22 protein-coding genes are annotated in these 21575 nt (G+C 41.6%); 14 read left to right on the plus strand and 8 right to left on the minus strand.

All coding sequences use genetic code 11. From position 1 onward, the window contains the following. The first annotated feature begins 17 nt into the window (after nt 1–17). From ACH3Z1_RS10710 to ACH3Z1_RS10720, 3 genes are read left to right on the plus strand one after another with little or no spacing between them, the layout of a single operon-like run. A complete protein-coding gene (locus ACH3Z1_RS10710) occupies nt 18–1340 on the plus strand; it encodes an alpha-L-fucosidase (RefSeq protein WP_490821950.1) in 1323 nt (440 codons plus the stop codon). Then, a complete protein-coding gene (locus ACH3Z1_RS10715; protein ID WP_490821952.1) occupies nt 1337–3397 on the plus strand; it encodes a TonB-dependent receptor in 2061 nt (686 codons plus the stop codon). Before ACH3Z1_RS10710 ends, ACH3Z1_RS10715 begins: the two co-directional genes overlap by 4 nt. 34 nt (nt 3398–3431) lie before the next feature. Next, nucleotides 3432–4583 (plus strand): sigma-54-dependent transcriptional regulator, encoded by a 1152-nt coding sequence (locus ACH3Z1_RS10720; protein ID WP_490821953.1) that lies wholly within the window; start codon nt 3432–3434, stop codon nt 4581–4583. Here the strand turns inward: ACH3Z1_RS10720 and ACH3Z1_RS10725 are convergent. After that, complete coding sequence (locus tag ACH3Z1_RS10725) at nt 4580–5464, minus strand: MerR family transcriptional regulator (protein ID WP_490821954.1); 885 nt, start codon at nt 5462–5464, stop codon at nt 4580–4582. The genes ACH3Z1_RS10720 and ACH3Z1_RS10725 overlap by 4 nt on opposite strands. Before the next feature lie 233 nt (nt 5465–5697). On the opposite strand from ACH3Z1_RS10725, the gene lepB reads away from it, so the two are divergent. Continuing rightward, on the plus strand, nt 5698–7206 hold the full coding sequence (gene lepB / locus ACH3Z1_RS10730; protein ID WP_490821955.1) for a signal peptidase I: 1509 nt from the start codon (nt 5698–5700) through the stop codon (nt 7204–7206). 176 nt (nt 7207–7382) lie between these two features. Then, a complete protein-coding gene (locus ACH3Z1_RS10735) occupies nt 7383–7868 on the plus strand; it encodes a cytidine deaminase (protein WP_490821956.1) in 486 nt (161 codons plus the stop codon). Nucleotides 7869–7877: 9 nt separating this feature from the next. Here the strand turns inward: ACH3Z1_RS10735 and ACH3Z1_RS10740 are convergent, their stop codons facing one another. The 3 genes from ACH3Z1_RS10740 to ACH3Z1_RS10750 all read right to left on the minus strand — a co-directional run bounded on the left by ACH3Z1_RS10740 (nt 7878) and on the right by ACH3Z1_RS10750 (nt 9418). Further along, nucleotides 7878–8534, minus strand: a complete 657-nt coding sequence (locus ACH3Z1_RS10740) for a hypothetical protein (protein WP_490821957.1) — start codon at nt 8532–8534, stop codon at nt 7878–7880. Next, complete coding sequence (locus ACH3Z1_RS10745; RefSeq protein ID WP_490821958.1) at nt 8512–9009, minus strand: methylated-DNA--[protein]-cysteine S-methyltransferase; 498 nt, start codon at nt 9007–9009, stop codon at nt 8512–8514. Before ACH3Z1_RS10745 ends, ACH3Z1_RS10740 begins: the two co-directional genes overlap by 23 nt. Before the next feature lie 79 nt (nt 9010–9088). Further along, the gene (locus ACH3Z1_RS10750) at nt 9089–9418 is read right to left on the minus strand and encodes a tRNA-binding protein (protein WP_490821959.1); all 330 of its coding nucleotides are present in this window, start codon (nt 9416–9418) and stop codon (nt 9089–9091) included. Nucleotides 9419–9456: 38 nt separating this feature from the next. On the opposite strand from ACH3Z1_RS10750, the gene ACH3Z1_RS10755 reads away from it, so the two are divergent. Continuing rightward, nucleotides 9457–9867 (plus strand): OsmC family protein, encoded by a 411-nt coding sequence (locus ACH3Z1_RS10755; protein ID WP_490821960.1) that lies wholly within the window; start codon nt 9457–9459, stop codon nt 9865–9867. A 52-nt stretch (nt 9868–9919) separates the two neighbouring features. On the opposite strand, the gene ACH3Z1_RS10760 is transcribed toward ACH3Z1_RS10755, so the two are convergent. After that, nucleotides 9920–10792 (minus strand): transglutaminase family protein, encoded by an 873-nt coding sequence (locus ACH3Z1_RS10760; protein WP_490821961.1) that lies wholly within the window; start codon nt 10790–10792, stop codon nt 9920–9922. 239 nt (nt 10793–11031) lie between these two features. Here ACH3Z1_RS10760 and ACH3Z1_RS10765 point away from each other — a divergent pair, with 239 nt between their 5' ends. Continuing rightward, on the plus strand, nt 11032–12111 hold the full coding sequence (locus tag ACH3Z1_RS10765; protein WP_490821962.1) for a fatty acid desaturase family protein: 1080 nt from the start codon (nt 11032–11034) through the stop codon (nt 12109–12111). Between the two features lie 92 nt (nt 12112–12203). Here the strand turns inward: ACH3Z1_RS10765 and topA are convergent, their stop codons facing one another. Both topA and ACH3Z1_RS10775 read right to left on the minus strand, forming a co-directional pair. Beyond that, a complete protein-coding gene (topA, locus tag ACH3Z1_RS10770; RefSeq protein ID WP_490821963.1) occupies nt 12204–14780 on the minus strand; it encodes a type I DNA topoisomerase in 2577 nt (858 codons plus the stop codon). Nucleotides 14781–15048: 268 nt separating this feature from the next. Beyond that, complete coding sequence (locus ACH3Z1_RS10775) at nt 15049–15915, minus strand: alpha/beta hydrolase (protein WP_490821965.1); 867 nt, start codon at nt 15913–15915, stop codon at nt 15049–15051. A gap of 11 nt (nt 15916–15926) precedes the next feature. On the opposite strand from ACH3Z1_RS10775, the gene ACH3Z1_RS10780 reads away from it, so the two are divergent. The 7 genes from ACH3Z1_RS10780 to ACH3Z1_RS10810 all read left to right on the plus strand — a co-directional run bounded on the left by ACH3Z1_RS10780 (nt 15927) and on the right by ACH3Z1_RS10810 (nt 21084). Then, entirely contained in the window at nt 15927–16691 is a 765-nt protein-coding gene (locus tag ACH3Z1_RS10780; protein WP_490821966.1) for a Rossmann-like and DUF2520 domain-containing protein, read from the plus strand. Nucleotides 16692–16791: 100 nt separating this feature from the next. Further along, on the plus strand, nt 16792–17127 hold the full coding sequence (locus tag ACH3Z1_RS10785; protein WP_490821968.1) for a 2Fe-2S iron-sulfur cluster-binding protein: 336 nt from the start codon (nt 16792–16794) through the stop codon (nt 17125–17127). 144 nt (nt 17128–17271) lie between these two features. After that, on the plus strand, nt 17272–17511 hold the full coding sequence (gene iscX, locus ACH3Z1_RS10790) for a Fe-S cluster assembly protein IscX (RefSeq protein WP_490821970.1): 240 nt from the start codon (nt 17272–17274) through the stop codon (nt 17509–17511). 12 nt (nt 17512–17523) lie between these two features. Next, nucleotides 17524–18039, plus strand: coding sequence for a KdsC family phosphatase (locus ACH3Z1_RS10795; RefSeq protein WP_490821971.1), 516 nt, complete (start codon nt 17524–17526; stop codon nt 18037–18039). A 58-nt stretch (nt 18040–18097) separates the two neighbouring features. Continuing rightward, the gene (locus ACH3Z1_RS10800) at nt 18098–19024 is read left to right on the plus strand and encodes a geranylgeranylglycerol-phosphate geranylgeranyltransferase (RefSeq protein WP_490821972.1); all 927 of its coding nucleotides are present in this window, start codon (nt 18098–18100) and stop codon (nt 19022–19024) included. Between the two features lie 145 nt (nt 19025–19169). After that, nucleotides 19170–19757 carry a Maf family nucleotide pyrophosphatase gene (locus ACH3Z1_RS10805; RefSeq protein WP_490821973.1) on the plus strand — a complete coding sequence of 196 codons (588 nt, stop codon included), beginning with the start codon at nt 19170–19172 and terminating at the stop codon, nt 19755–19757. Between the two features lie 58 nt (nt 19758–19815). Further along, on the plus strand, nt 19816–21084 hold the full coding sequence (locus tag ACH3Z1_RS10810) for a DUF2851 family protein (RefSeq protein WP_490821974.1): 1269 nt from the start codon (nt 19816–19818) through the stop codon (nt 21082–21084). A 77-nt stretch (nt 21085–21161) separates the two neighbouring features. Here the strand turns inward: ACH3Z1_RS10810 and ACH3Z1_RS10815 are convergent, their stop codons facing one another. Continuing rightward, entirely contained in the window at nt 21162–21569 is a 408-nt protein-coding gene (locus ACH3Z1_RS10815) for an OsmC family protein (RefSeq protein ID WP_490821975.1), read from the minus strand. Nucleotides 21570–21575: the final 6 nt, after the last annotated feature.

Here is a 21575-nt window from a genome sequence, read left to right on the forward strand (position 1 = left end):
CATTCAAACTGTTTATCATGAGAAAAACCTTCATCCTGTTCTGTGCCCTCTTTCTGTTTTTGGTGAGCATGGCACAATACAAGCCAACAACGGCAAACCTGCAGGCACGTCAATGGTTTGATAGTGCACGTTTCGGACTCTTTATCCATTGGGGAGCATCGAGTGTACTGGGTGCGGGCGAATGGGTAATGAATATCAGAAATATCAGGGTCAATGAATACAAACGACTGATGCAGTTTTTTAACCCGACAAAATTCGATGCTAGGGCATGGGTGAAAATGGCAAAAGATGCAGGGATGCGCTATATTACTTTTATTACACGACACCATGATAGTTTCAGTAACTGGGATACCAAACAGTCTGACTGGAAAATTACCAATACCGTTTATGCCAAAGATGTTCTGAAAGAATTGTCGGTTGCCTGTAAAGAACAGGGTATTAAATTATTCCTGTATTATTCACTGGTCGACTGGTTCAGGTCCGATTATCCATATGAAACAGGCAGAACAGGGAAAGGTACCGGGCGCACACAGAAAAGTAATTATGAAGCGTATCTCAATTTCATGAAATTGCAACTGACAGAGTTGTTAACCGGTTACGGAGATATAGCGGGTATCTGGTTCGACGGTCACTGGGATCAGTTGGATAATGATGAAGACAAAACACAGCAGTCTAAAATCAACTGGAAGTATGAAGAAATATATGAACTGATTCATCGGCTGCAACCACAGGCGCTTGTTGGTAATAATCATCATCTTGCACCATTACCTGGTGAAGATTTTCAGATGTTTGAGAAGGATCTGCCAGGCGAAAACAAAGGAGGGTTTAGCGGACAGGCTGTCTCAACATTACCATTGGAAACCTGTGAAACGATCAACAATTCCTGGGGTTTTAATATCACAGACAGAACATATAAATCTACCAAAGACATTATTCATTTACTGGTAAAAGCTGCAGGTTATGGTGCCAATCTCTTACTCAACGTTGGCCCGATGCCGAATGGAGAGATACAACCCGAGTTTGTTACACGTTTAAAAGAAGTGGGCGACTGGCTACAAAAAAATGGTACAACCATTTATGGAACGAAAGCAGGAGCAATCAAACCCCAGGATTGGGGAGTGTTAACAGAAAACCAAAACCAGGTATATGTTCACATTCTCAAAAAAACAACTGGCAGAATTTTCTTTCAACTACCTTATCACATTGAATCAGCTTTTTTAGCAAGAGATAAAACGTCCATATCATTCGACAAACTTAAAGACGGATATTGGTCGCTCGATATTTCAACAACAGATGGTAGTTTACCTGATGATATAATTGTGTTAAACATAAAAAGATGAAGCGTAGGGGAATATATTGTATTGCTTTTTTACTATGTATCGTTCAAGCTCTTTTTGTAAATGCACAACAATCTGTGTCTGATACTACCAGGTTAACAGATGTAGCCGTGACTGCATTTTATGGTAGAACGAAATGGCAAACCATTCCTGCAGCCATTGCATTAGTTGGGCCATCGGTTATAAGAAACAGTCCTGTGTCATCTCTGCTACCAGCCATGAACAGCCAGCCAGGCATTCGAATGGAAGAAAGGTCGCCCGGCAGTTACCGGTTATCTATTCGTGGGAGTTTATTGCGATCTCCATTCGGTGTGAGAAATATTAAGGTTTACCTCGATGAGTTGCCATTAACAGACGGTGGTGGAAATACTTATCTCAATCTGATAGACCTCTCACAGATCAATAGTGCAGAAATATTAAAGGGTCCTGTAGCTGCCGCATATGGAGCGGGAACAGGAGGCGCAGTTTTATTTCAATCCGGGTTGTACTTCGCTGCAGTAAGAGAGGATCGGTTGTATGGAGGTATTGCAGGAGGTTCTTACGGACTTTTTCAGCAGCAGGCAGGCTGGTTACATCATACCTCTACATTCAGCAGTCATTTGCAACAGGTACACCTGCAGTCAGATGGATATCGTGAACAATCTGCCATGCGAAGAGATGGTTTTAAGTGGCAGGGTGCCATCAAAGCCGGCCATCACCAATGGGGGTTTTTGAGCTTCTATACCGATCTCTATTACCAGACACCTGGCGGTATTAATGAAACACAATTCAACCAAAATCCCAAACAGGCACGTCAGCCTGCAGGTGCATTGCCTGGTGCGGTACAGCAAAAAACGGCTATCTACAACAAAACGTTTTATAATGGAGTGCATCACCAGGTAAACCTCAATGCTAAAAATAGTATTCGCTCTTTTGCTATGATGAGTGTAACCGGGTTTAAAAATCCTTTTATCACGAACTATGAAGAAAGGGCGGAAGACAATTTTGGTACAGGTTCACAATGGCAATACAAACACCAGTCTGGCGATCATCAATGGCAGCTCAATACCGGTGGAGAATGGCAGTACCAGCATTCACTGATTGATAATTTCGGAAACAGGACTGGTGTAAAAGATACTGTCCAGTTTAGCGATAAAGTGTATGCCATACAATGGTTCCTGTTTTCACAGTTACAGTATAAGTACAAAGAAAAACTATTACTAACTGTTGGTCTCAGCTCAAATCAACAGTCCTATCGTTACAGAAGGCTCACCGATGCAGGTTCTGTTTATGCACGCAGGCAAATAAGCAGTGTAGTCACACCAAGACTGGCTTTATCGTATGCCATCCAACCAATGATCAATCTATATACTGTTGTGTCAAAAGGGTTTTCAGCACCCACACTGGCAGAGTTCAGACCCTCAGATGGAAATTTTTATGGAGAGCTGAATGCAGAATCAGGATGGAATGTTGAAGCAGGTATCAAAGGAAGCCTGATAAATGAAAGAATATTATTTGATGTAGCTTTTTATCGTTTCAAACTCAATAATGCCATTGTTCGCAGAAACAGCAATAGCGGAGCCGAATATTTTATAAATGCTGGCGGAACTTTGCAGCAGGGCGTGGAACTGATGCTGAAAACCTTCCCGGTAAGAAATGGAGCAGGAAAAATAAAAGACTGGTCTGTTTGGGCTGGTTATACCCATCAGCCATATCGTTTTACCAATTACCGGCAGGGGAATACCGATTACAGTAATAAAAAACTTACAGGTGTTCCAGCAGCAACCTGGATACTGGGTATTGATCTGCAGTTGCGAAATGGTATTTATCTGACATCGTTTTTCAATGCAGTATCATCTGTTCCGTTGAACGATGCCAATGATGCATATGCAAAAGCGTACCAGTTATTGCAGGGTAAACTTGGCTACAGGGTGGGTAAAATCGATATTTTTATGGCAGTTGATAATGCCTTGAACCAGGTGTACAGCCTGGGTAACGATATCAATGCCCTGGGCAGAAGGTATTACAATGCTGCTGCTCCCCGTAATTATATGTTCGGCATGAATTTTGGTTTACGCTGACTTCACATGCTTTATCTTAGCAAAAACGTACACTATGCCAACTATTCTGATTATTGACGATGAACGTGCTATCAGGAATGTTTTAAAAGATATCCTGGGTAATGAAGGGTTTAAAGTAGAAGAGGCTGCTGATGGGGAAGAAGGACTCAAAAAATTTACCTCAGGTACCTATGATGTAGTGCTATGCGATATTAAAATGCCCAAACTCGATGGGATAGAATTCCTGCAGAAAGTAACCGAACTTAATACCGACACCCCTGTCATCATGATCAGCGGACATGGAAACATTGAAACGGCTGTTGATGCTGTAAAGAAAGGAGCATATGATTATATCTCAAAACCACCAGATCTGAACAGGTTACTGATTACCATTCGTAATGCAATGGACAGAACCAACCTGGTGCAGGAAACAAAAGTGCTAAAGAGGAAAGTATCAAAAGTGCAGGAGATTATAGGTGAAAGTGAAGCTATTCTTCGCATCAAGGAAACCATCGATAAAGTGGCGCCTACCGACGCACGTGTATTGGTAACCGGTGAAAATGGAAGTGGTAAAGAACTGGTAGCACGTTGGTTGCATGAAAAAAGCAATCGTGCCCAAGGCCCCATTGTAGAAGTAAACTGCGCCGCTATTCCAAGCGAGCTGATTGAGAGTGAATTGTTTGGTCATGAAAAAGGATCTTTTACATCGGCTATTAAACAGCGTATCGGAAAATTTGAACAGGCAAATGGTGGAACCCTGTTCCTCGATGAAATAGGCGATATGAGTCTGAGTGCACAGGCAAAAGTATTACGTGCTTTACAGGAGGGTAAGATTACCCGTGTTGGTGGTGATAAAGAAATATCGGTAGATGTACGCGTCGTGGCCGCAACCAACAAAGACCTTTTAAAAGAAGTGGAAGAAAAAAACTTTCGTCTTGATTTGTATCATAGGCTCGGTGTTATCTTAATTCATGTGCCTTCACTCAATGAACGAAAAACAGATATTCCCCTGCTGGTCGATAAATTCCTGGATGATATTGCCACAGAATATGGGCAGGCTAAAAAAGACATCGATAAAAAAGCCATTGAAGCTTTACAACAACATAACTGGACAGGTAATATCCGCGAACTGCGAAATGTGGTTGAGCGTCTGGTAATTTTATCGGGTAAGGAAATTACCGTGAGTGATGTGACATCTTATGTTTAATTGTTGACTTCCTTCGCAAATTCCAGCATTTCCTTCAATGTATATAGTACACGCACATTTTTATGTTGTTGTGTGAGTTCTTTGGTGAGTGGTCCAGCCATTACAATCTGTTGTTCTTCGAAAAGTAGAGAAGTGTGTGCCATCATTTCATCAACCGATGTTTCATTCAAATTTGTAATGGCATGGAAATACAGGTGTGAGGGTTTTTTATGCAATACATATGCTTTTAAATCATCAAACGGCAGGTCAACTCCCATATAAATACAACGTTTGCCACTTGCTTTCATCAGGTAATACGTAAGTAGTAAAGGAATTTCATGGTATTCTCCTTCCAGGGTAAAAAGCACATACGTATTTGGTGAGGGTAGAGGTGATACTTTGAGCAGTTCGATCTGCGCAATTATTTTCCGCCTCACAATATTACTGGCAAAATGTTCCTGAGCCGGTATCATATGATCGGTTAGCCAAAGCAGCCCTACGCGCTCTAAAAACACATAAACGATATCGAGGATGGTGGATTCAAATCCGAATTGTTTGAAAGCTTTGTCCAGCAACATTTCAAAAGCATCTTCATTAAAATCAATGGCTGCTTCAATCAGTTTATGTACATACGTGCCTGCCGATTGACGTTCTTCCATGCTTCCCATGGTGAGGGAGCGTATGGAATCATCGGATAAACGTGCAATTTTTGAAATTTTAACCCCATTGTGGTACAGCTGTGAAATGCGGAGGATCTGTTTCAGATCCTCATTATCATAATACCTATGCTTACTTTCTTTGCGTTTGGGTATCAGAAGCTGGTATCGTTGTTCCCATATTCTAAGGGTATGCGCCTTGATGCCACTCAGATTTTCGATGTCTTTAATCGTAAAATGGTTCATGCTTGGTTTTTGGTCGTCTACCCGGGGTTCTGCCATAAATTTACAGCATATAAATTAAACAATTTTTTTTGTAAGAATTTGGTGTGCCCAAAGACTAAGGGGATGTTACAGGAAACCAGTATGGCAGGTTGCCCTAAACCGGCTGTAAACCACTGATTTAGGAAAAGTTTTCAAACGATTCCCTTGTCATGTGCCTGAAAAGGATATTTTTGTTTCCACCTAAAAAATAAAACATGGGTTTAATTCTGTTTGTAGTAGGTATCATTGGTTGGCACGCAGGTATGTGGGGCATGTTTAAAAAAGCCGGTATTGCACCCTGGAAAGCATTGGTGCCTTTTTATAACACTTGGCTGATCGTTGAATTATGTCATATCCGTAAGTATTGGTTCTGGCTGCAGTTAATACCCATTGCCGGTCAGTTTATTACGATCTGGATCACCATCATTTTTGTCATGCATTTTAAAAGGTTTAACCTTATTCATCATACTGCTGCGGTATTACTGCCCTTTATTTATTTTCCTTATCTCGGTTTTTCCAGCAATGAAAAGTGGTATGGGAAAGAAGCATTTAGTCAGTATAAAAAACCAGGATCAAGAGAGTGGGTGGATGCAGGTGTGTTTGCAGTAGTAGCAGCCACCATCATCCGTACCTTTGTTTTTGAAGCTTATGTGATTCCTACAGAGAGTATGGAGAAAACCCTACTGGTAAACGATTTTCTCTTTGTCAATAAAATGAGTTATGGTGCACGCATACCCCAGACACCACTCTCATTTCCATTTGTACACAATACGCTTCCCTTTTCACAAACAACACCATCTTACCTGAAATGGATACAACTACCTTATAAAAGATTACCGGCATTTACGGAAGTAAAAAGAAACGATGTGGTGGTGTTTAATTTCCCCGCAGGTGATACCATCATTAACCTGCCTGAATATGGTAGTAAGAATACTTATTACGATGTGTTGCGTTATACTTTTAAAGGCAACAGACAGGAATTATTTGCAAGCCCGGAATTTCCGGTCATTGTTCACCCGATGGATAAAACCGATAATTATATCAAAAGATGTGTGGGTGTGGGTGGCGATGTATTACAGATACGAAATGGTGAACTGTATGTAAATGGCAATCCGGCCATGGTGCCGGGTGGGTCACAAACTGAATATATAGTAGTTACCAATAAACAACCCTATGATGCCGATTTCCTGAAAGAAGAATTGGGAATTGATATTGCAGATACAAAGGGACAACTGGAAATGCTCAGCGACAGTAGCTATAAATTTAATCTGACACCCGAAGAGTTGGAGAAGTTGAAAAAACTACCCAACTATGTTTCATCTACTAGGTATGTAGAGAATTATGTCGGTATGACCTTCCCTAACGACGAAGCCAATTATCCATGGAGCATTGATAATTTTGGCCCCCTTCGTGTTCCTGCAAAAGGCGATACCCTGCACCTGACTACACAGAACATATCCATCTATCGGCGTTTGATTGCTACGTATGAACACAATACACTGGAAGAGAAGGATGGTAAATTCTTTATCAATGGAAATGCCACAACCACGTATATCACGAAATACAATTATTACTGGATGATGGGCGATAACCGTCATCGCAGCCAGGACAGCCGTTTCTGGGGCTTTGTACCCGAAACACATATCGTTGGTAAAGCCTCGCTGATCTGGTTTAGCTGGGATAAAGGCCCAAGATGGAAGCGGATTATGCGAAGCATCAGGTAGGAGTGTAAAGCTACAAGCCGCAAGCTTCAAGCTACAAGTTAGGTTTCTCTTGTAGCTTGAAACTTGTGGCTTGTATCTTGCCCTTTTTTTCTCCATTAAAATCATTATATTACATTGCCGTAAGGGGTCCTCATCGCGAAAGCTTTGAGGACTTTTTTGTCTAAATATGTTTGTGTATGAATCATCAACAGTACCAATTCGAATTTGAAGTGTACGACTCAGCGGATCAGTTGAATGAACAGGATGCCGCATTATTGAAACAGGCAAGGGAAACCACCAAATTGGCATATGCCCCTTATTCCCATTTTAATGTAGGTGCAGTAGCAGTACTGTCCAATGGTGAAATAATAAAGGGCACCAACCAGGAGAATGCAAGTTTTCCGGTAGGAATCTGTGCCGAACGGGTATTATTGTCCAACGCAGCAATGCTTTATCCCCAGGTGCCTATTGAGCACATGGCGATCAGTTATGATAATACCAGGGGTAATAGCAATCATCCCATATCGCCCTGTGGTATCTGCCGACAGAGTTTACTGGAGTATGAAATCAGGGTACAAAAACCCATTCGCCTCATACTGGGTGGATTATCCGGTAAAATATATGTAGTGCCAAAAGCCAGCAGTTTATTACCCTTGAGTTTTACAGGGGCAGATATGGAATAAACATTACTACTACCCGCTTGTTAAATCAGTCGTAATAATGGCAGTTGGTTTTTCTTTTCTGTAAAACTGTAAAGTTTGCGTAATCAGCCTGAAAAGAAAAGGATAGTTATTGGGACCAGGTTGCGGCGTAAAAAAATCTGCTGTTTTCTTTCTTCCATTAAACCTGATAAAATGAAAAGAATAACCACTGGTTACCTGCTTTTCATTTTTTAGTCCTGCGTTATTGCTGAGTAATTCAACGGGCAGATTGATTAAACTATCAAGTAAAGACCTGAGTGATAATTCCGGAAGCGTCGAGCTGTAGCTTAATGAATCTCTTCTCGATACTTCAAACAGTTCAATAATACTGGCCAGTTTTTCGATCTCGTAAGTAGCTTCCTCTACTGTAGTTGCAGCCCGTATGGCCGCTCTTTGTGCTAAATATGCCGGGTCTTTCTCCATATCGCGCTGGCGAAGACTGTCGATGCGTTTAAAGAAGAAATTTGTTTTATCACGATACTGTTCTATACGGATGTCATAACCCGAAGTGGTTCCGGCTGTTCTAACTGCAATCTGCCAGTTTGCCAACATGGATTTTGACTGGGCAAGCAATGAGATGGGCAACTGCATCAATAACAGCAATGCAAAAAGTGATGGGAGGGTATTAGAACAGCGTTTGTACACCATGTGTAATTTTAAATTCATGTTGAAGCAGCCACTTTTTCCGCCACATTCCGCCACCATAACCTACCAACGACCTGTCGCTGCCAATGACCCTGTGGCAGGGAACGATAATGGCAATATTATTTCTGCCATTGGCACTGGCAGCGGCCCTGATTACTTTTGGGTCACCCAGTTTTTTGGCCATATCCAGATAGCTGATGGTTTTACCATAAGGGATCTCGAGTAGCTCACTCCATACTCTTTTCTGAAATTCGGTTCCTTCCTGGTGAATGGGAATGTCGAAATGCTTTCTGCTTCCGTGAAAAAACTCAATCAACTGCTCCGTACACTGGTGCATGATTTCACTTATACCCGGTTCGCCATAAGTAAGCTGGTCGGGATTATCAACAAAACTCAATTCGCCAATAAACTGGTCTGTACCACCAATTTTGAGCAGTCCTACCGGACTTTCATAATAAGTATAATAGAGTTCGCTCATGGCAGAGGTCGTGTGGCGATCAGTTGGTTTGATCTCCGAATATACTAAGCCAAAACGGTAATTGGTAGATTTACCCCGATCAGCCAATTCTTTGCCCGTTTTCTACAGCTCGTTCAGGTTGTAATAAAATTACATTTCCTTCAGTGTCATATACCCCCAATACAAGACATTCACTAAAAAAATTGGCGATTTGTTTGGGCGGAAAATTTACAACAGCTACTACCTGCTGCCCCACCAACGTCTCTTTAGGGTAGTGTTGTGTAATTTGTGCAGAAGATTGTTTAATACCCAGTACGCCAAAATCGATCTTTAACTGGTAAGCAGGCTTCTTTGCTTTGGGAAAATCTGTAACTTCAAGAATGGTTCCGCTTCGAATTTCTATTTTTTCAAAATCATCCCAACTGATCATATCTAAATCATTTATTCAAATTTAAAAATTTAATCGCTATGAAACGCAATGCAACTGCAGTATGGAACGGCTCTGGAAAAGAGGGTAGTGGACATCTTACCACACAAAGTACCACACTGAATCAAACCCAGTATTCTTTTAATTCAAGGTTTGCAGAAGGAGTAGGAACCAACCCTGAAGAGCTCATGGCAGCAGCACATGCGGGTTGTTTTACCATGAAACTGAGTTTTGTATTGGGTGCTGCTGGTTTTACACCTGACTCATTAGAAACACAATGCACGATCACTTTGGAAGATGGCACGATTACCAGTTCTCATCTTGTACTCAAGGCAAAAGTACCCGGTATCAGTGCCGAACAGTTTGAAACATGTGCGGCAGATGCAAAAGCCAATTGTCCGGTTAGTAAGGCCTATAATATGAGTATTACACTCGACACGCAGTTATTGTAAAAATCTGAAATTGAATAAAGAATAAGTTGGAGCAAAGAAGGTTTGCTCCAACTTATTCATCCAATAACCCTGCCAGTTGCAATAATTCTGTATGCTTATAGGCGTTGGTGGGGCTATCAAAGCATTTAGACAGCTCTTCCAGCAAAAGTTGGATCAGTCTTTTATGTGATTGAGGCTTGAAATAAGAAGCAACCGGCGGAACAGAAATACGTTTAAAATAGTTCTCAATATCGGCATGTGAAAAAGCCTGTCCACTGGTACCATCTACGAAAAAATGAATTTTATCCTGTGGATGTCCAGGGTACAATGCTGCATCATAATCTGAATGATAAAAAGCAATAATGCATTGTTTCGGGATATTGATGATGCGCGCATTGATCTCCAGTTGATCACATAGCACCTGGTAAATCAGTGCATTTGAAACAGCATTCCCTTTTTTTGTCTCCAGTACTTTGTGTAGAAAAAATTCATCCGGCTTTTCGTAGTTTACTTCAGTTCCTTTGAGGTTGTAATAATTGTAGAGAATACTCGACAATACATTGGCCTGTTCAAGTGGTGTGAGAAAACTATTGAGCTCAAGCCATACATTCCGTCGTATTTTTTCAATTTCCTGTATCACCGGAGTAGTCTGAAGATCGGGGTACTGAAATTTCGATACCAGTAATGCGCCGAATAAAAGATCGTGATAAGCACTATCCCGCCATTCAGTAAAATCGTTGTTCAGGTCTCTGAAATGCAGGCGATGGATAATCATTTCGATTCTGCCCTGAATATCTTCACTGGGGGTATTTTCCCAGAGATGCTCGAGGTTGGGGATAATTCCTTTACCATATCCTACGATCCGCTCTGAAATAGTGGAGTAAACCTCCTCATCGGGGTCATCGATCAGGGTGAACAATGCATGTATTTCCTTTGTTTCCTGCATGTGTTGAAGCTTAGGGCGTGTTGGTTACCATACTGTAACCTATATTTATATCAAACTAAAATAAAATTGATGTATTTGTCAATAAGAAGTTATTCAGTGCTGTGGAAATATCAGGATAATGTTGAATACTAATGTGGAGAAATTGTCGTTCTGTGCCACAGTTCTGTAAAAAACAAGTTTTAACAGGCAAATGACATAGAATTAGCGTTATTTTGTGGTCTATCATCTCAAACTTATACATGTCACAGCTTGCTATCCCCAAGTTTCCCGCAGTCAAACAATCATTGCATACAGAATTAAAGAAAAGAGTTCAGCAATATTTTGATGAAAGAGGCATTGCGCCAACGGGTAATCCCAAACTTTTTACCAAGGCCATTATCATGGTCATTGCATTTATAACCGTTTATCTGCACCTGCTTTTTTTTACGCCGGTCTGGTACCTCGCTATTTTTGAATGTGTTGTGTTGGGTGGGCTCGTAGCAGCCATCGGTTTTAACGTTATGCACGACGGCAGTCATGGTAGTTTTAGCCATAACAAATGGCTCAACAGGGTTGCTGCATCATCGATCAGCATGTTGGGTGCCAATCACTTTATGTGGAACATGAAACACAATATGATTCACCATAGCTTCACGAATGTAGACGGAGTGGATGATGATATCGAAGTAGGCATCCTGATGCGTATGGCTCCCACACAAAAACATTATAAAGTACATAAATTTCAACACATTTATTTCTGGATATTGTATATGCTGTTGTATGTGTTCTGGATCTTTTTTGCCGATTACAAAAAATATTTTTCACAGAAAATCGGCAATGTTCCCCTGAAAAAAATGAGCTGGAATGATCATGTTGAATTCTGGGGTGTTAAACTGTATCATGCTGCTGTATTCATTGTACTGCCTATTCTAACCGTTGGCTGGTTATACTGGATGATCGGATTTATCATCATGAGTTTCTTTGCAGGATTTGTACTGAGTATTGTATTTCAGCTCGCACATACTGTTGAACATACAGAGTTTCCTATTGCCGATATCGACACCAATAAATTGCCGGATGAATTTGCGGCTCACCAGATAAAAACCACAGCTAATTTTGCTACCAGAAATAAACTGGTGAGCTGGTTAGTAGGTGGATTGAATTTCCAGATTGAACACCACCTGTTTCCTAAAATATCGCATGTGCATTATCCAGCCATCAGCGAAATCGTAAGAAATGTATGCAGGGAATATCAGTTGCAATACATTGAATACCCTACCATGCGTAAGGCCGTAGTGGCGCATGTGCGTTTTTTGCGCCAGATGGGAAGACCAGTGTAAGGAATATCGAATAAGAAATATGGAATGACCAATATAAAATAAAGAGGGTTCATCTTTGAAAAGATGGACCCTCTTTATTTTATGAAATACAGTTATTTCTTTTTTGTGGCAGCTTTCTTTGGAGCTGCTTTTTTTGTAGCCGCTTTCTTGGCTGGCGCTTTTGTTTTTTTGGCAAAAGCGTTGGGAACCTGTTCTACGATCATTTTTTTGATGTCTTCCACATCAATATCAACAAGCTCCTCGGCTGTGTATTTACCACCATCGGCTTTGCGGCCCATTTTCAACATCTTCTTATTGAAGCGGATAAACGGACCCCAGCGACCATTTTCAATATTGATTTTTTCTGCAGGCCATTGTTTGATGAAACGATTGGCCTCTTTTTCCATTTTCTTTTCAATCAGTTCATTGATATCCTGCTGCGAAAGTGTATCGTAGTTGTAGGCCCTTGGGATATTAATAAACATATCATTCCATTTGATAAACGGCCCAAAACGTCCTTTTCCTTTGGTTACAGGTAATTCATTATAGAAGGCAATAGGAGCATCCGCCTGCTGTTTTTCATGCAACAATTCTATGGCTCGTTCCAGTTCAATGGTATGAAGGTCTTCGCCCTTGGGAATGGAAATAAACTGATCGCCCAGTTTGATGTAGGGACCAAAACGCCCCACATTAACCGATAATTCCTGCTCTTCATAAGTGCCGAGTACACGTGGTAAAGCAAAGAGCTCCATGGCTTCTTCCATGGTAATGGTTTCAATACTCTGATCTGCTTTCAGTTTGGCGAATCTTGGCTTCTCTTCATCTTCTACCTGGCCAATCTGCACCATGGGGCCATAACGGCCCATACGGGCAATTACTTTTTTGCCCGTGGCTTCATCTATACCTAATTCTCTTTCACCTTTGGCTCTTTCGGCATTCTCTAATGTATGTTCAATGTTTTCATGGAAAGGTTTGTAGAATTCATCGATCATGCTACTCCAGCGGGTTTTGCCTTCGGCAATCTCATCAAACTCTTCTTCGATGCGTGCAGTGAAACCAAAATCCATCACTTTACTGAAATGCTGTTTCAGAAAATCAGTTACTACCATCCCCAGATCAGTAGGGAAGAGTTTTGATTTTTCAGCACCCGTATTTTCTGTGAGTATTTCTTTTCCTATTTCCTGTGTTGGGGTGAGTCGTAAAATATTTACCTGTCTTTTAATCCCTTCCTTATCGCGCTTCTCAACATAATTTCTTTTGATGATAGTTGAAATGGTTGGCGCATAAGTAGAAGGGCGACCAATACCCAGTTCTTCCAGTTTTTTCACCAGCGATGCTTCCGTATAACGCGGGGCGGGGCGGGTAAATTTTTCAGTAGCGGTCATTTCCCTGAAATCCAGCACCTGTCCTGAACTAAGAGGAGGTAACATGCCATCAGTGTCCTCTTCATCTTCCTCATCTTTTCCTTCAAGGTATACTTTCAGGAAGCCGTCGAATTTCATTACCTCACCGGTTGCGCTCAGGGTTTCATGGTTGGTGGAGATATCTATTTTGGCTACTGTTTTCTCAAATTCTGCATCACTCATTTGTGAGGCGATGGTTCTTCTCCAGATAAGTTCATACAGCTTACGGGTATCTTCATCGGCCACCGTCCGGTTATTCATATAAGTTGGGCGTATGGCTTCGTGTGCTTCCTGTGCACTCTCGTTTTTGTTTTTATACTTACGTGGCTGATAATAATCATTACCATAACTGTTGTCAATTTCCTTACGGATATCGCCCATCGCAGTATCACTCAAATTAATGCTGTCTGTACGCATGTAAGTGATCTTACCACTTTCATATAATTTCTGCGCCAGTAACATGGTCTTACTTACACCATAACCCAGTTTGCGCGATGCTTCCTGCTGGAGGGTAGAAGTAGTGAAAGGTGCTGCAGGAGAACGTTTGGCAGGTTTTACCGTTACATCCTGTACTTTATAGGTGGCGTTTTTGCAACTGGCTAAAAAATCAGCAGCTTTTTCCTGTGTATTGAGTTTGGTAGGGCCGTCTGCTTTAAATGAAACATCCCTGTTATTGATGTCTTTCGCAGCAAAAATGGCTTCAATCTTATAACTGCTTTCCGGTATAAAATGATTGATCTCCCGCTCACGTTCTACAATTAATCTCACAGCCACACTTTGTACCCTGCCGGCACTGAGGCTGCGTTGCATACCAATTTTGCGCCATAAAACAGGGCTCAGTTCAAAACCTACCAGCCTGTCGAGCACCCTGCGGGCCTGTTGGGCATTCACCAGATTCATATTGATCAGTCGCGGTTGTGCAATGGCTTTTTTTATGGCCGGTGCTGTAATCTCATGAAAGACAATTCGTTTCGTGGTTTTGGGGTCCAGACCCAATACCTCAGCCAGGTGCCAGCTAATACTTTCTCCTTCACGGTCCTCATCCGATGCCAGCCATACTTCGTCGGCTTTCTTGGCCAGTTGGCGCAGTTCTTTCACCACCCTTTCCTTGTCTTCCGGCACAATATAACGGGGCTGGTACTGATTGTTTACATCAATACCCATATCGTCTTTTTCAAGATCGCGTATATGTCCATAACAACTTTTTACCTCAAAATCGCTTCCAAGGATCTTTTCAATTGTTTTGGCTTTTGCCGGTGACTCAACTATCAATAAATTCTTTGCCATCTACCGTTTATATGCTGTTTAAAACAGCTTTTTATTGCTTTTCAAGTCATTTTTTCATCGCATTCATACATATATATATGCGTCAAAAAAATGGTATGCTACCCTGCAATATTAGGCGAAACCATGAAAACACAAAAAATGTTGACAGATTAAGGAATAATTACGCCGTATTTTCTCCTGGTTTTGAGAGGAGAAGCAGAAGCGGACAATTTATTTATTAAGCTTTGAAAATGAATAGGTTAGAAGCTTTTTACACCCGAAAACAGGCTTAGTTGTGTTTGAGGAAATCAAAAATTGCCCGCATCACCTGTTTATCGCGGTATATTTTGTTGTGCCCCAGTCCTTCTGTAATCCTGAACTGAATATAGGGTAATTGCAGGGACTGAACGGGAATGGTATCCTTATAAGGGCATATATGGTCGCCCTGGTCATGAACCCAAAGAATGGGTAATCTTACTGACTGAACCACTCTTTTAATGGAAAAATGATCTACAGGTTTACCGGTCATTTCCATGATCAGTTGTTCAAATTCAGCCTGAACAGGCTCTTTGATCCGGAACATGGCATAAAACCCTGCTACGGCTGATCTCGTTTCCGTGGCTGGGGCAATCAACACCAGTTTTCTATTGACAGATGGGTTTGCTTGCTCAACAAAAAGTGAAGTGGCCAATCCCCCCAACGAATGGGCGATAAACCCGTTGATGGGGCCAAATTTTTGTTCAACAGTTTGTAAAAAGCCCATATAAATAAGGGCGTTGATCATTTTGCCCTCACTCAATCCATGTGCCGGGGCATCAAATGCCAATACTTCAAAACCTTCTTTTAATATTGGCTGAATATATTTTTCAAACTTGTAGCTATAACTGCTGAATCCATGCACAATGAGCAGTTTTTGTCCGTTGGGCTCATCGGGTATCCATTGAAACCCTTTTATATTCAATCCTTCAAAAAGCAAAGAATGTCTGATGGCTTTGTGAAAAATGACGGGCTCTTTTTGTTTTACCCCTTTGCTATAGGGCGTACAAAACACCCGGAAAGCCTGTTCTGCCGCTTTCCGGGGCGATACCATGGCGATGGTGCGAAGTTTTGTTTTGTAATAACCAATCACAACTCTTTGTGCTAATTTCATCTTCATAATATAAAGATATGGAGGTAGTACTGATAGGAGCGGGTAATATGGCACATGTATTGGGGCGAACGCTTAAACAGGCTGGTCATCGTATTGTATCTATATGGAACAGGGATCCGCAGAAAGCGCATCAACTGGCGGAGGAGTTGTCGGCAAGTGTTGTTGAGAAGTTGGAACAATTACCAGAGCACGCAGATCTGTATATATTGGCAGTAAGCGATCATGCGATTGGTGAACTGGCAAGCTCTCTGCATATTAGTAATGGGGTTCTTATTCACAATGCAGGAACAGTAGCGATTGATGTATTGGCGCCAGCAGCTAAAAAATTTGGGGTACTATGGCCCATGAAGATGATCAGAACATCGATGACAACGCTGGGTGATTGTACCATCGTGGTGGATGGTATTGATAAAGATACAAGACATATGCTGCAACAACTGGCTGGTCAGTTATCGACAAGGGTAACGGAGGCCAATGATGCAACAAGACAGAAAATGCACCTGGTAGCAGCCATCAGTTCCAATTTTACCAATCATATGTACCACCTGGCGGCAGATTATTGTAAAAAAGAAGCGATTGATTTTTCTTTATTCTATCCACTTATTGAATCGGCGGCCACACAGATTCAGACGTCTTATCCGGGTGATGTTCAGGCAGGGCCTGCTTTCAGGGGTGATATCGAAACCATTGAGCGTCACAGGGCTTTATTGGCCGGCGATCCAACTGTTTTGAAGTTGTATGATGAAGTGACCCGTAGTATCCGGGAAAAGTTTGGCCGATAGGCCTTTTTCCACAAAATTCCTCATTCCGACGCTAAAACCATGAATAGATGAAGGGAAAGACATGGTTTTGAAATACTTTTGCACTCCAAACGGAACCGATATGTACACGATTAAAGTAAAGTTTGAACAGAAAGGAATGGAGCCGGTTACTTTAACCGCAGTTGAACCCGACCAGAGTTTACTGGAAGTTTGTTTAGACAATGGAATAGAATTACACCATAACTGTGGCGCTGTTTGTGCCTGCAGCACCTGTCACCTCTATGTGGAAAAAGGAATGGAGCACCTGGAAGAACTCAGCGATAAAGAAGAAGATTTTATTGACCGGGCCATTAATCCAAGACTCAATTCGAGATTAGGTTGTCAGTGTGTATTACAGGAAGGTACAGGAGAAGTTGAAGTAACGTTGCCGGATCAGACACAGTTTCTAGGAGAGTGATAATTTGAAAATTTGGGAATTCGAAAATTTGAAAATGAAAAATCTTGCGAAGCAGGATGCATTTTCAGCAGGCTTGATACTGCAGCCAAATATCCTGATTCCCAATTTTCAAATTTCCCAATTTTCAAATTTTCAAATTAATATATGAGCCATTTCGAACCACCGATACACTGGGCAGATCATGAAGACATTGCGATGAAACTCTATGAGCGTTTTGGCGATGATTTTAGTGAAAGCAAAATTTATCGTATCCGTTTTACCGATTTACTGGAATGGATTTTACAGATACCCAATTTTGAAGGTAAAAGAGAAGAGAGCAATGAGGGGCACCTTGAAATGATACAGAGTGCATGGGTATATGAGTGGAGAGATAACCAGAAATAACCTGAACTGAAGATGTTAGAAGCATTTCGTCATATCAGCACTTTTGTATTTGATGTGGACGGTGTAATGACCGATGGCAGTTTATTGGTATTGCCTGATGGGGTTATGGCACGTCGCATGAACATTAAAGATGGCTATGCTTTACAACTGGCTATTAAAAAAGGATACAGGGTGTTGGTTATTTCAGGTGGCGATTCCCCGGAGGTGAAAGACAGACTCAACAAACTGGGTGTAACAGATGTGTGGATGAAAACACATCATAAAAAACAGGTATTGGCCGAATACCTTTCAAAGAATGGTATCACCAGCGAGCAGGTTTTATATATGGGCGATGATATTCCTGATCTGGATGTCATTCAATTGGCTGGATTGCCCTGTTGTCCTTCAGATGCCGTTCAGGAGATAAAAGATAAGTCAGTTTATATTTCTCACCTGAATGGAGGTGCAGGTTGTGTAAGGGACGTGATCGAAAAAGTAATGAAATTGCGTGGCGACTGGAATGAAGACACATCTGTAAGATCCAGGTAACATTTAATTGATACCTCCATATTCACTGATTATTTATCTTGTAGCATAAATTCTTTTTTTGAAATTAGTCACTGCTTTTTTTCAGTTGGTGCGCTGGCCCAACCTTTTGTTTATCATACTCACACAGTTTCTGTTTGAGTATTGTATTTATGCGCGTATTTATGGAACTCCCGAGAATCAATACCAGTTCTGGTATATTGTTATTGCATCTGTTCTAATTGCTGGTGCAGGTAATATCATCAATGATTATTTCGATCTGAATATAGACCAGGTGAATAAACCTGACAAAGTAATAGTAAACACTGTCATCAACAGACGATGGGTCATCTTCTGGCACATGCTGTTGAGTTTGATGGGTTTATTTTTTACTGTGATGGCATTACCCGTTTCGCTCTACTGGCACCTGGTACTGGCCAATATCGGCAGTGTGATATTGCTCTGGTTTTATTCTACCAATTTTAAAAAACAGTTGCTGGTTGGGAATATCGTGATCTCCCTGCTCACGGCATGGGTAATACTCATTCTCTTTTTTGCCAAACAACCATTGCAGATTAAACAACTCTTATCGGCCGGATATAACGAAATCCGGTTCTTTCGTCTGGCGATATTATATGCTTCTTTTGCATTTGTGATCTCTCTGATCAGGGAAGTGGTAAAAGATATAGAAGATATAGAAGGTGACAGAAAATACGGTTGTAAAACCCTGCCGATCGTTTGGGGTGTACAGGCAGCAAAAATATTTGTTGCTGTTTGGCTGGTAGTATTAATTGCAGCACTTACCATCCTGCAATTATATGTGCTGCCATTAGGCTGGTGGCATAGTGCATTGTATTGCCTGATAGCTATTATTGCACCACTGATCTGGATTTTTAGCCGATTATTTAAAGCATCTTCACCGGCAGACTTCCATCGGTTAAGCTCCGTCATAAAACTGGTGATGCTAACCGGAATTTTGTCAATGATATTTTTCAGAATTTATCAGTGAGTAGTGAGTAGTCAATCGTGAAAAAATAAAAAATAAAAATTCAAAAAATAAAAGCTGAACTACAATAAAGCAAATCTAAGCCAAGTTCTTTTAAATACTTGTAGCTTGTAGCTTGTAGCTTGTAGCTTGTAGCCCCTTTAACACCATGCAACACATCATACTCGCATCACAATCGCCACGTCGTAAAATGTTATTGGAATGGGCAGAAGTGCCCCTTGAAGTGATCGTAAAGCCAACTGATGAATCTTTCCCTGCCGGACTTTCTGTGGAAGAGGTACCGGTGTATATCGCAAAAGAAAAAGCACACACAGTTAAAAAATATTTACAGGATGCCTATCACGGAGAGCATGGAGGTAAAACTATACTTGCAGCAGATACCGTAGTGGTCCTCAATACTGAAATTATTGGTAAACCCAATGACCGCGATCATGCTATTAAAATCCTGAAAAAATTATCTGGTCAAACACACCAGGTCATTACGGGTGTGGTGATTTTATCCGGCGAAGCAACTATCTGTTTTGCAGATATAACTGAAGTGCAGTTTCATCCGCTCACAGAGGAACAGATTATATTTTATGTAGACAAATATGAGCCTTATGACAAGGCCGGAGCCTATGCCATACAGGAGTGGATTGGCGTGGTAGGTATTCAATCCATCAAAGGCGATTTCTATAATGTGATGGGGCTACCTGTTAGCAGGGTGGTGCAGGCACTTCATCAATTATCCCTTTAAAAATCAGGTATAAACCGCAATAGCGTTCTGGGTAGTTTTCGGGAAAATCAACCATCCAATGAACGAACGTCTATTGCAGTTTATCTGGCAGTTTCAGCATTATAATGCAAAAGAACTCACCCTTTCTTCTGGTGAAACCCTGAAAGTCATTCACGCTGGTACCTGGAACCATCACCAGGGACCAGATTTTACCGATGCGAGACTTCAAATAGCAAATACCATATGGGCGGGCAACGTGGAACTGCATGTGCAATCATCAGATTGGTACAAACATGGACATGAAAACGATCCTAATTATCACAACATCATTCTGCACGTGGTATGGCAGGAAGACAATATTGTAAAAGACAATTTTCAGCAGCGCATACCCACGCTGGTTTTATCGGGCAGGGTATCAGGTTTACTATTGGACCGTTATGGGCAGATGATGGAAACGGTAAAACAGGTGCCCTGCCACCATTTATTACCGGCAGCGAGCGAGCTTATCTGGTTTTCATGGAAGGAGAGACTAATGGTAGAAAGACTGGAAAGAAAAGCAGCAGGTATTCTGAAGCAACTACAGCAAACAGACAATCATTGGGATGAGTCTTTTTGGCGACAATTGTCCATGGGTTTTGGCTCAAAAACCAATGCTGTTTTTTTTGAACAGTTAGCAAGAACCATTCCTTATTCCATTTTACAAAGACACAGAAACATAGCAGAAGAACTCGAAGCACTCCTTTTTGGTCAGGCACAACTCCTGAATAAAAAAAGAACAGATGCTTATCCGCAGAAGCTGATGAAAACATACCAGCACCTTCAGCGGAAATACAAGCTTGTAACTGTTAGCGGTCATCCGGCATTTCTGCGTATGCGGCCAGCATCATTTCCTACCATTCGTCTTTCTCAATTGGCCATGTTGATACATTTTCGTGAGAACCTGTTTTACCAGATCAGGAATATGGAAACAATAGACAACCTCGTGCAACTTTTCCACGTAAAAGCAAGTCATTACTGGAATGAGCATTATCGTTTTGATGAACCTGCGTCTCCATCTTTGAAATGGATCGGCAGGCAGATGACCATTCACCTGCTCATCAACTCAGTGATTCCTATGGTGTTTACTTATGGTCTCGAAATGAAAAAGCAGGTGTATAAGGATAAATCGCTGCAATGGTTGTATGCATTGGAAGCAGAGCAGAACAGGATCACACGCTACTGGCAGTCTGCGGGCATTCATAACCGAAGCGCACTCGATTCTCAATCCTTGATCGAACTCAATACGCAATATTGTGTTAATAAACGTTGCCTCGATTGCGCAATAGGCAACAAACTATTGAGCCAATGAGTCATAGGAGAAATATACTTGCGGCTTGTGGCTTGCGGCTTCAAGCAACAAGCCACAAGCTACAAGAAGATACTGCCTTACTGCCAATAAAAAGCCATATCCAGTTCCATATCCGGGTGAAGGCTTCTTTCAACAGGGCAGGTGCGGGCCGTACGTTCGAGCAGTTCTTTGGTTTTATCGTCGAGTTGCAGTGTTGATGGAAAATATACATGGGCAATGATCTTACCGATTCTTCGGGGATCACTCAACATGATTTTGGTCGTATCAACACGGGTGCCGTCAAGGTCAATGTTCATGGTCCGGGCCTTGATGGCCATTGTAGTAACCATACAGGCACTGAGGGCAGTAGCCACCAGGTCGGTAGGAGAAAAACGCTCTCCCTTACCCTGGTTATCAGTAGGGGCATCGGTTTCAATACTGGTTCCGCTCTGAAGATGGGTGGCGATGGTTCGCAACTCACCTTTATAAATAATTTGTGAAGTCATTGCGTC

The organism is Sediminibacterium sp. FW305-C-49 (genome assembly GCF_058231085.1).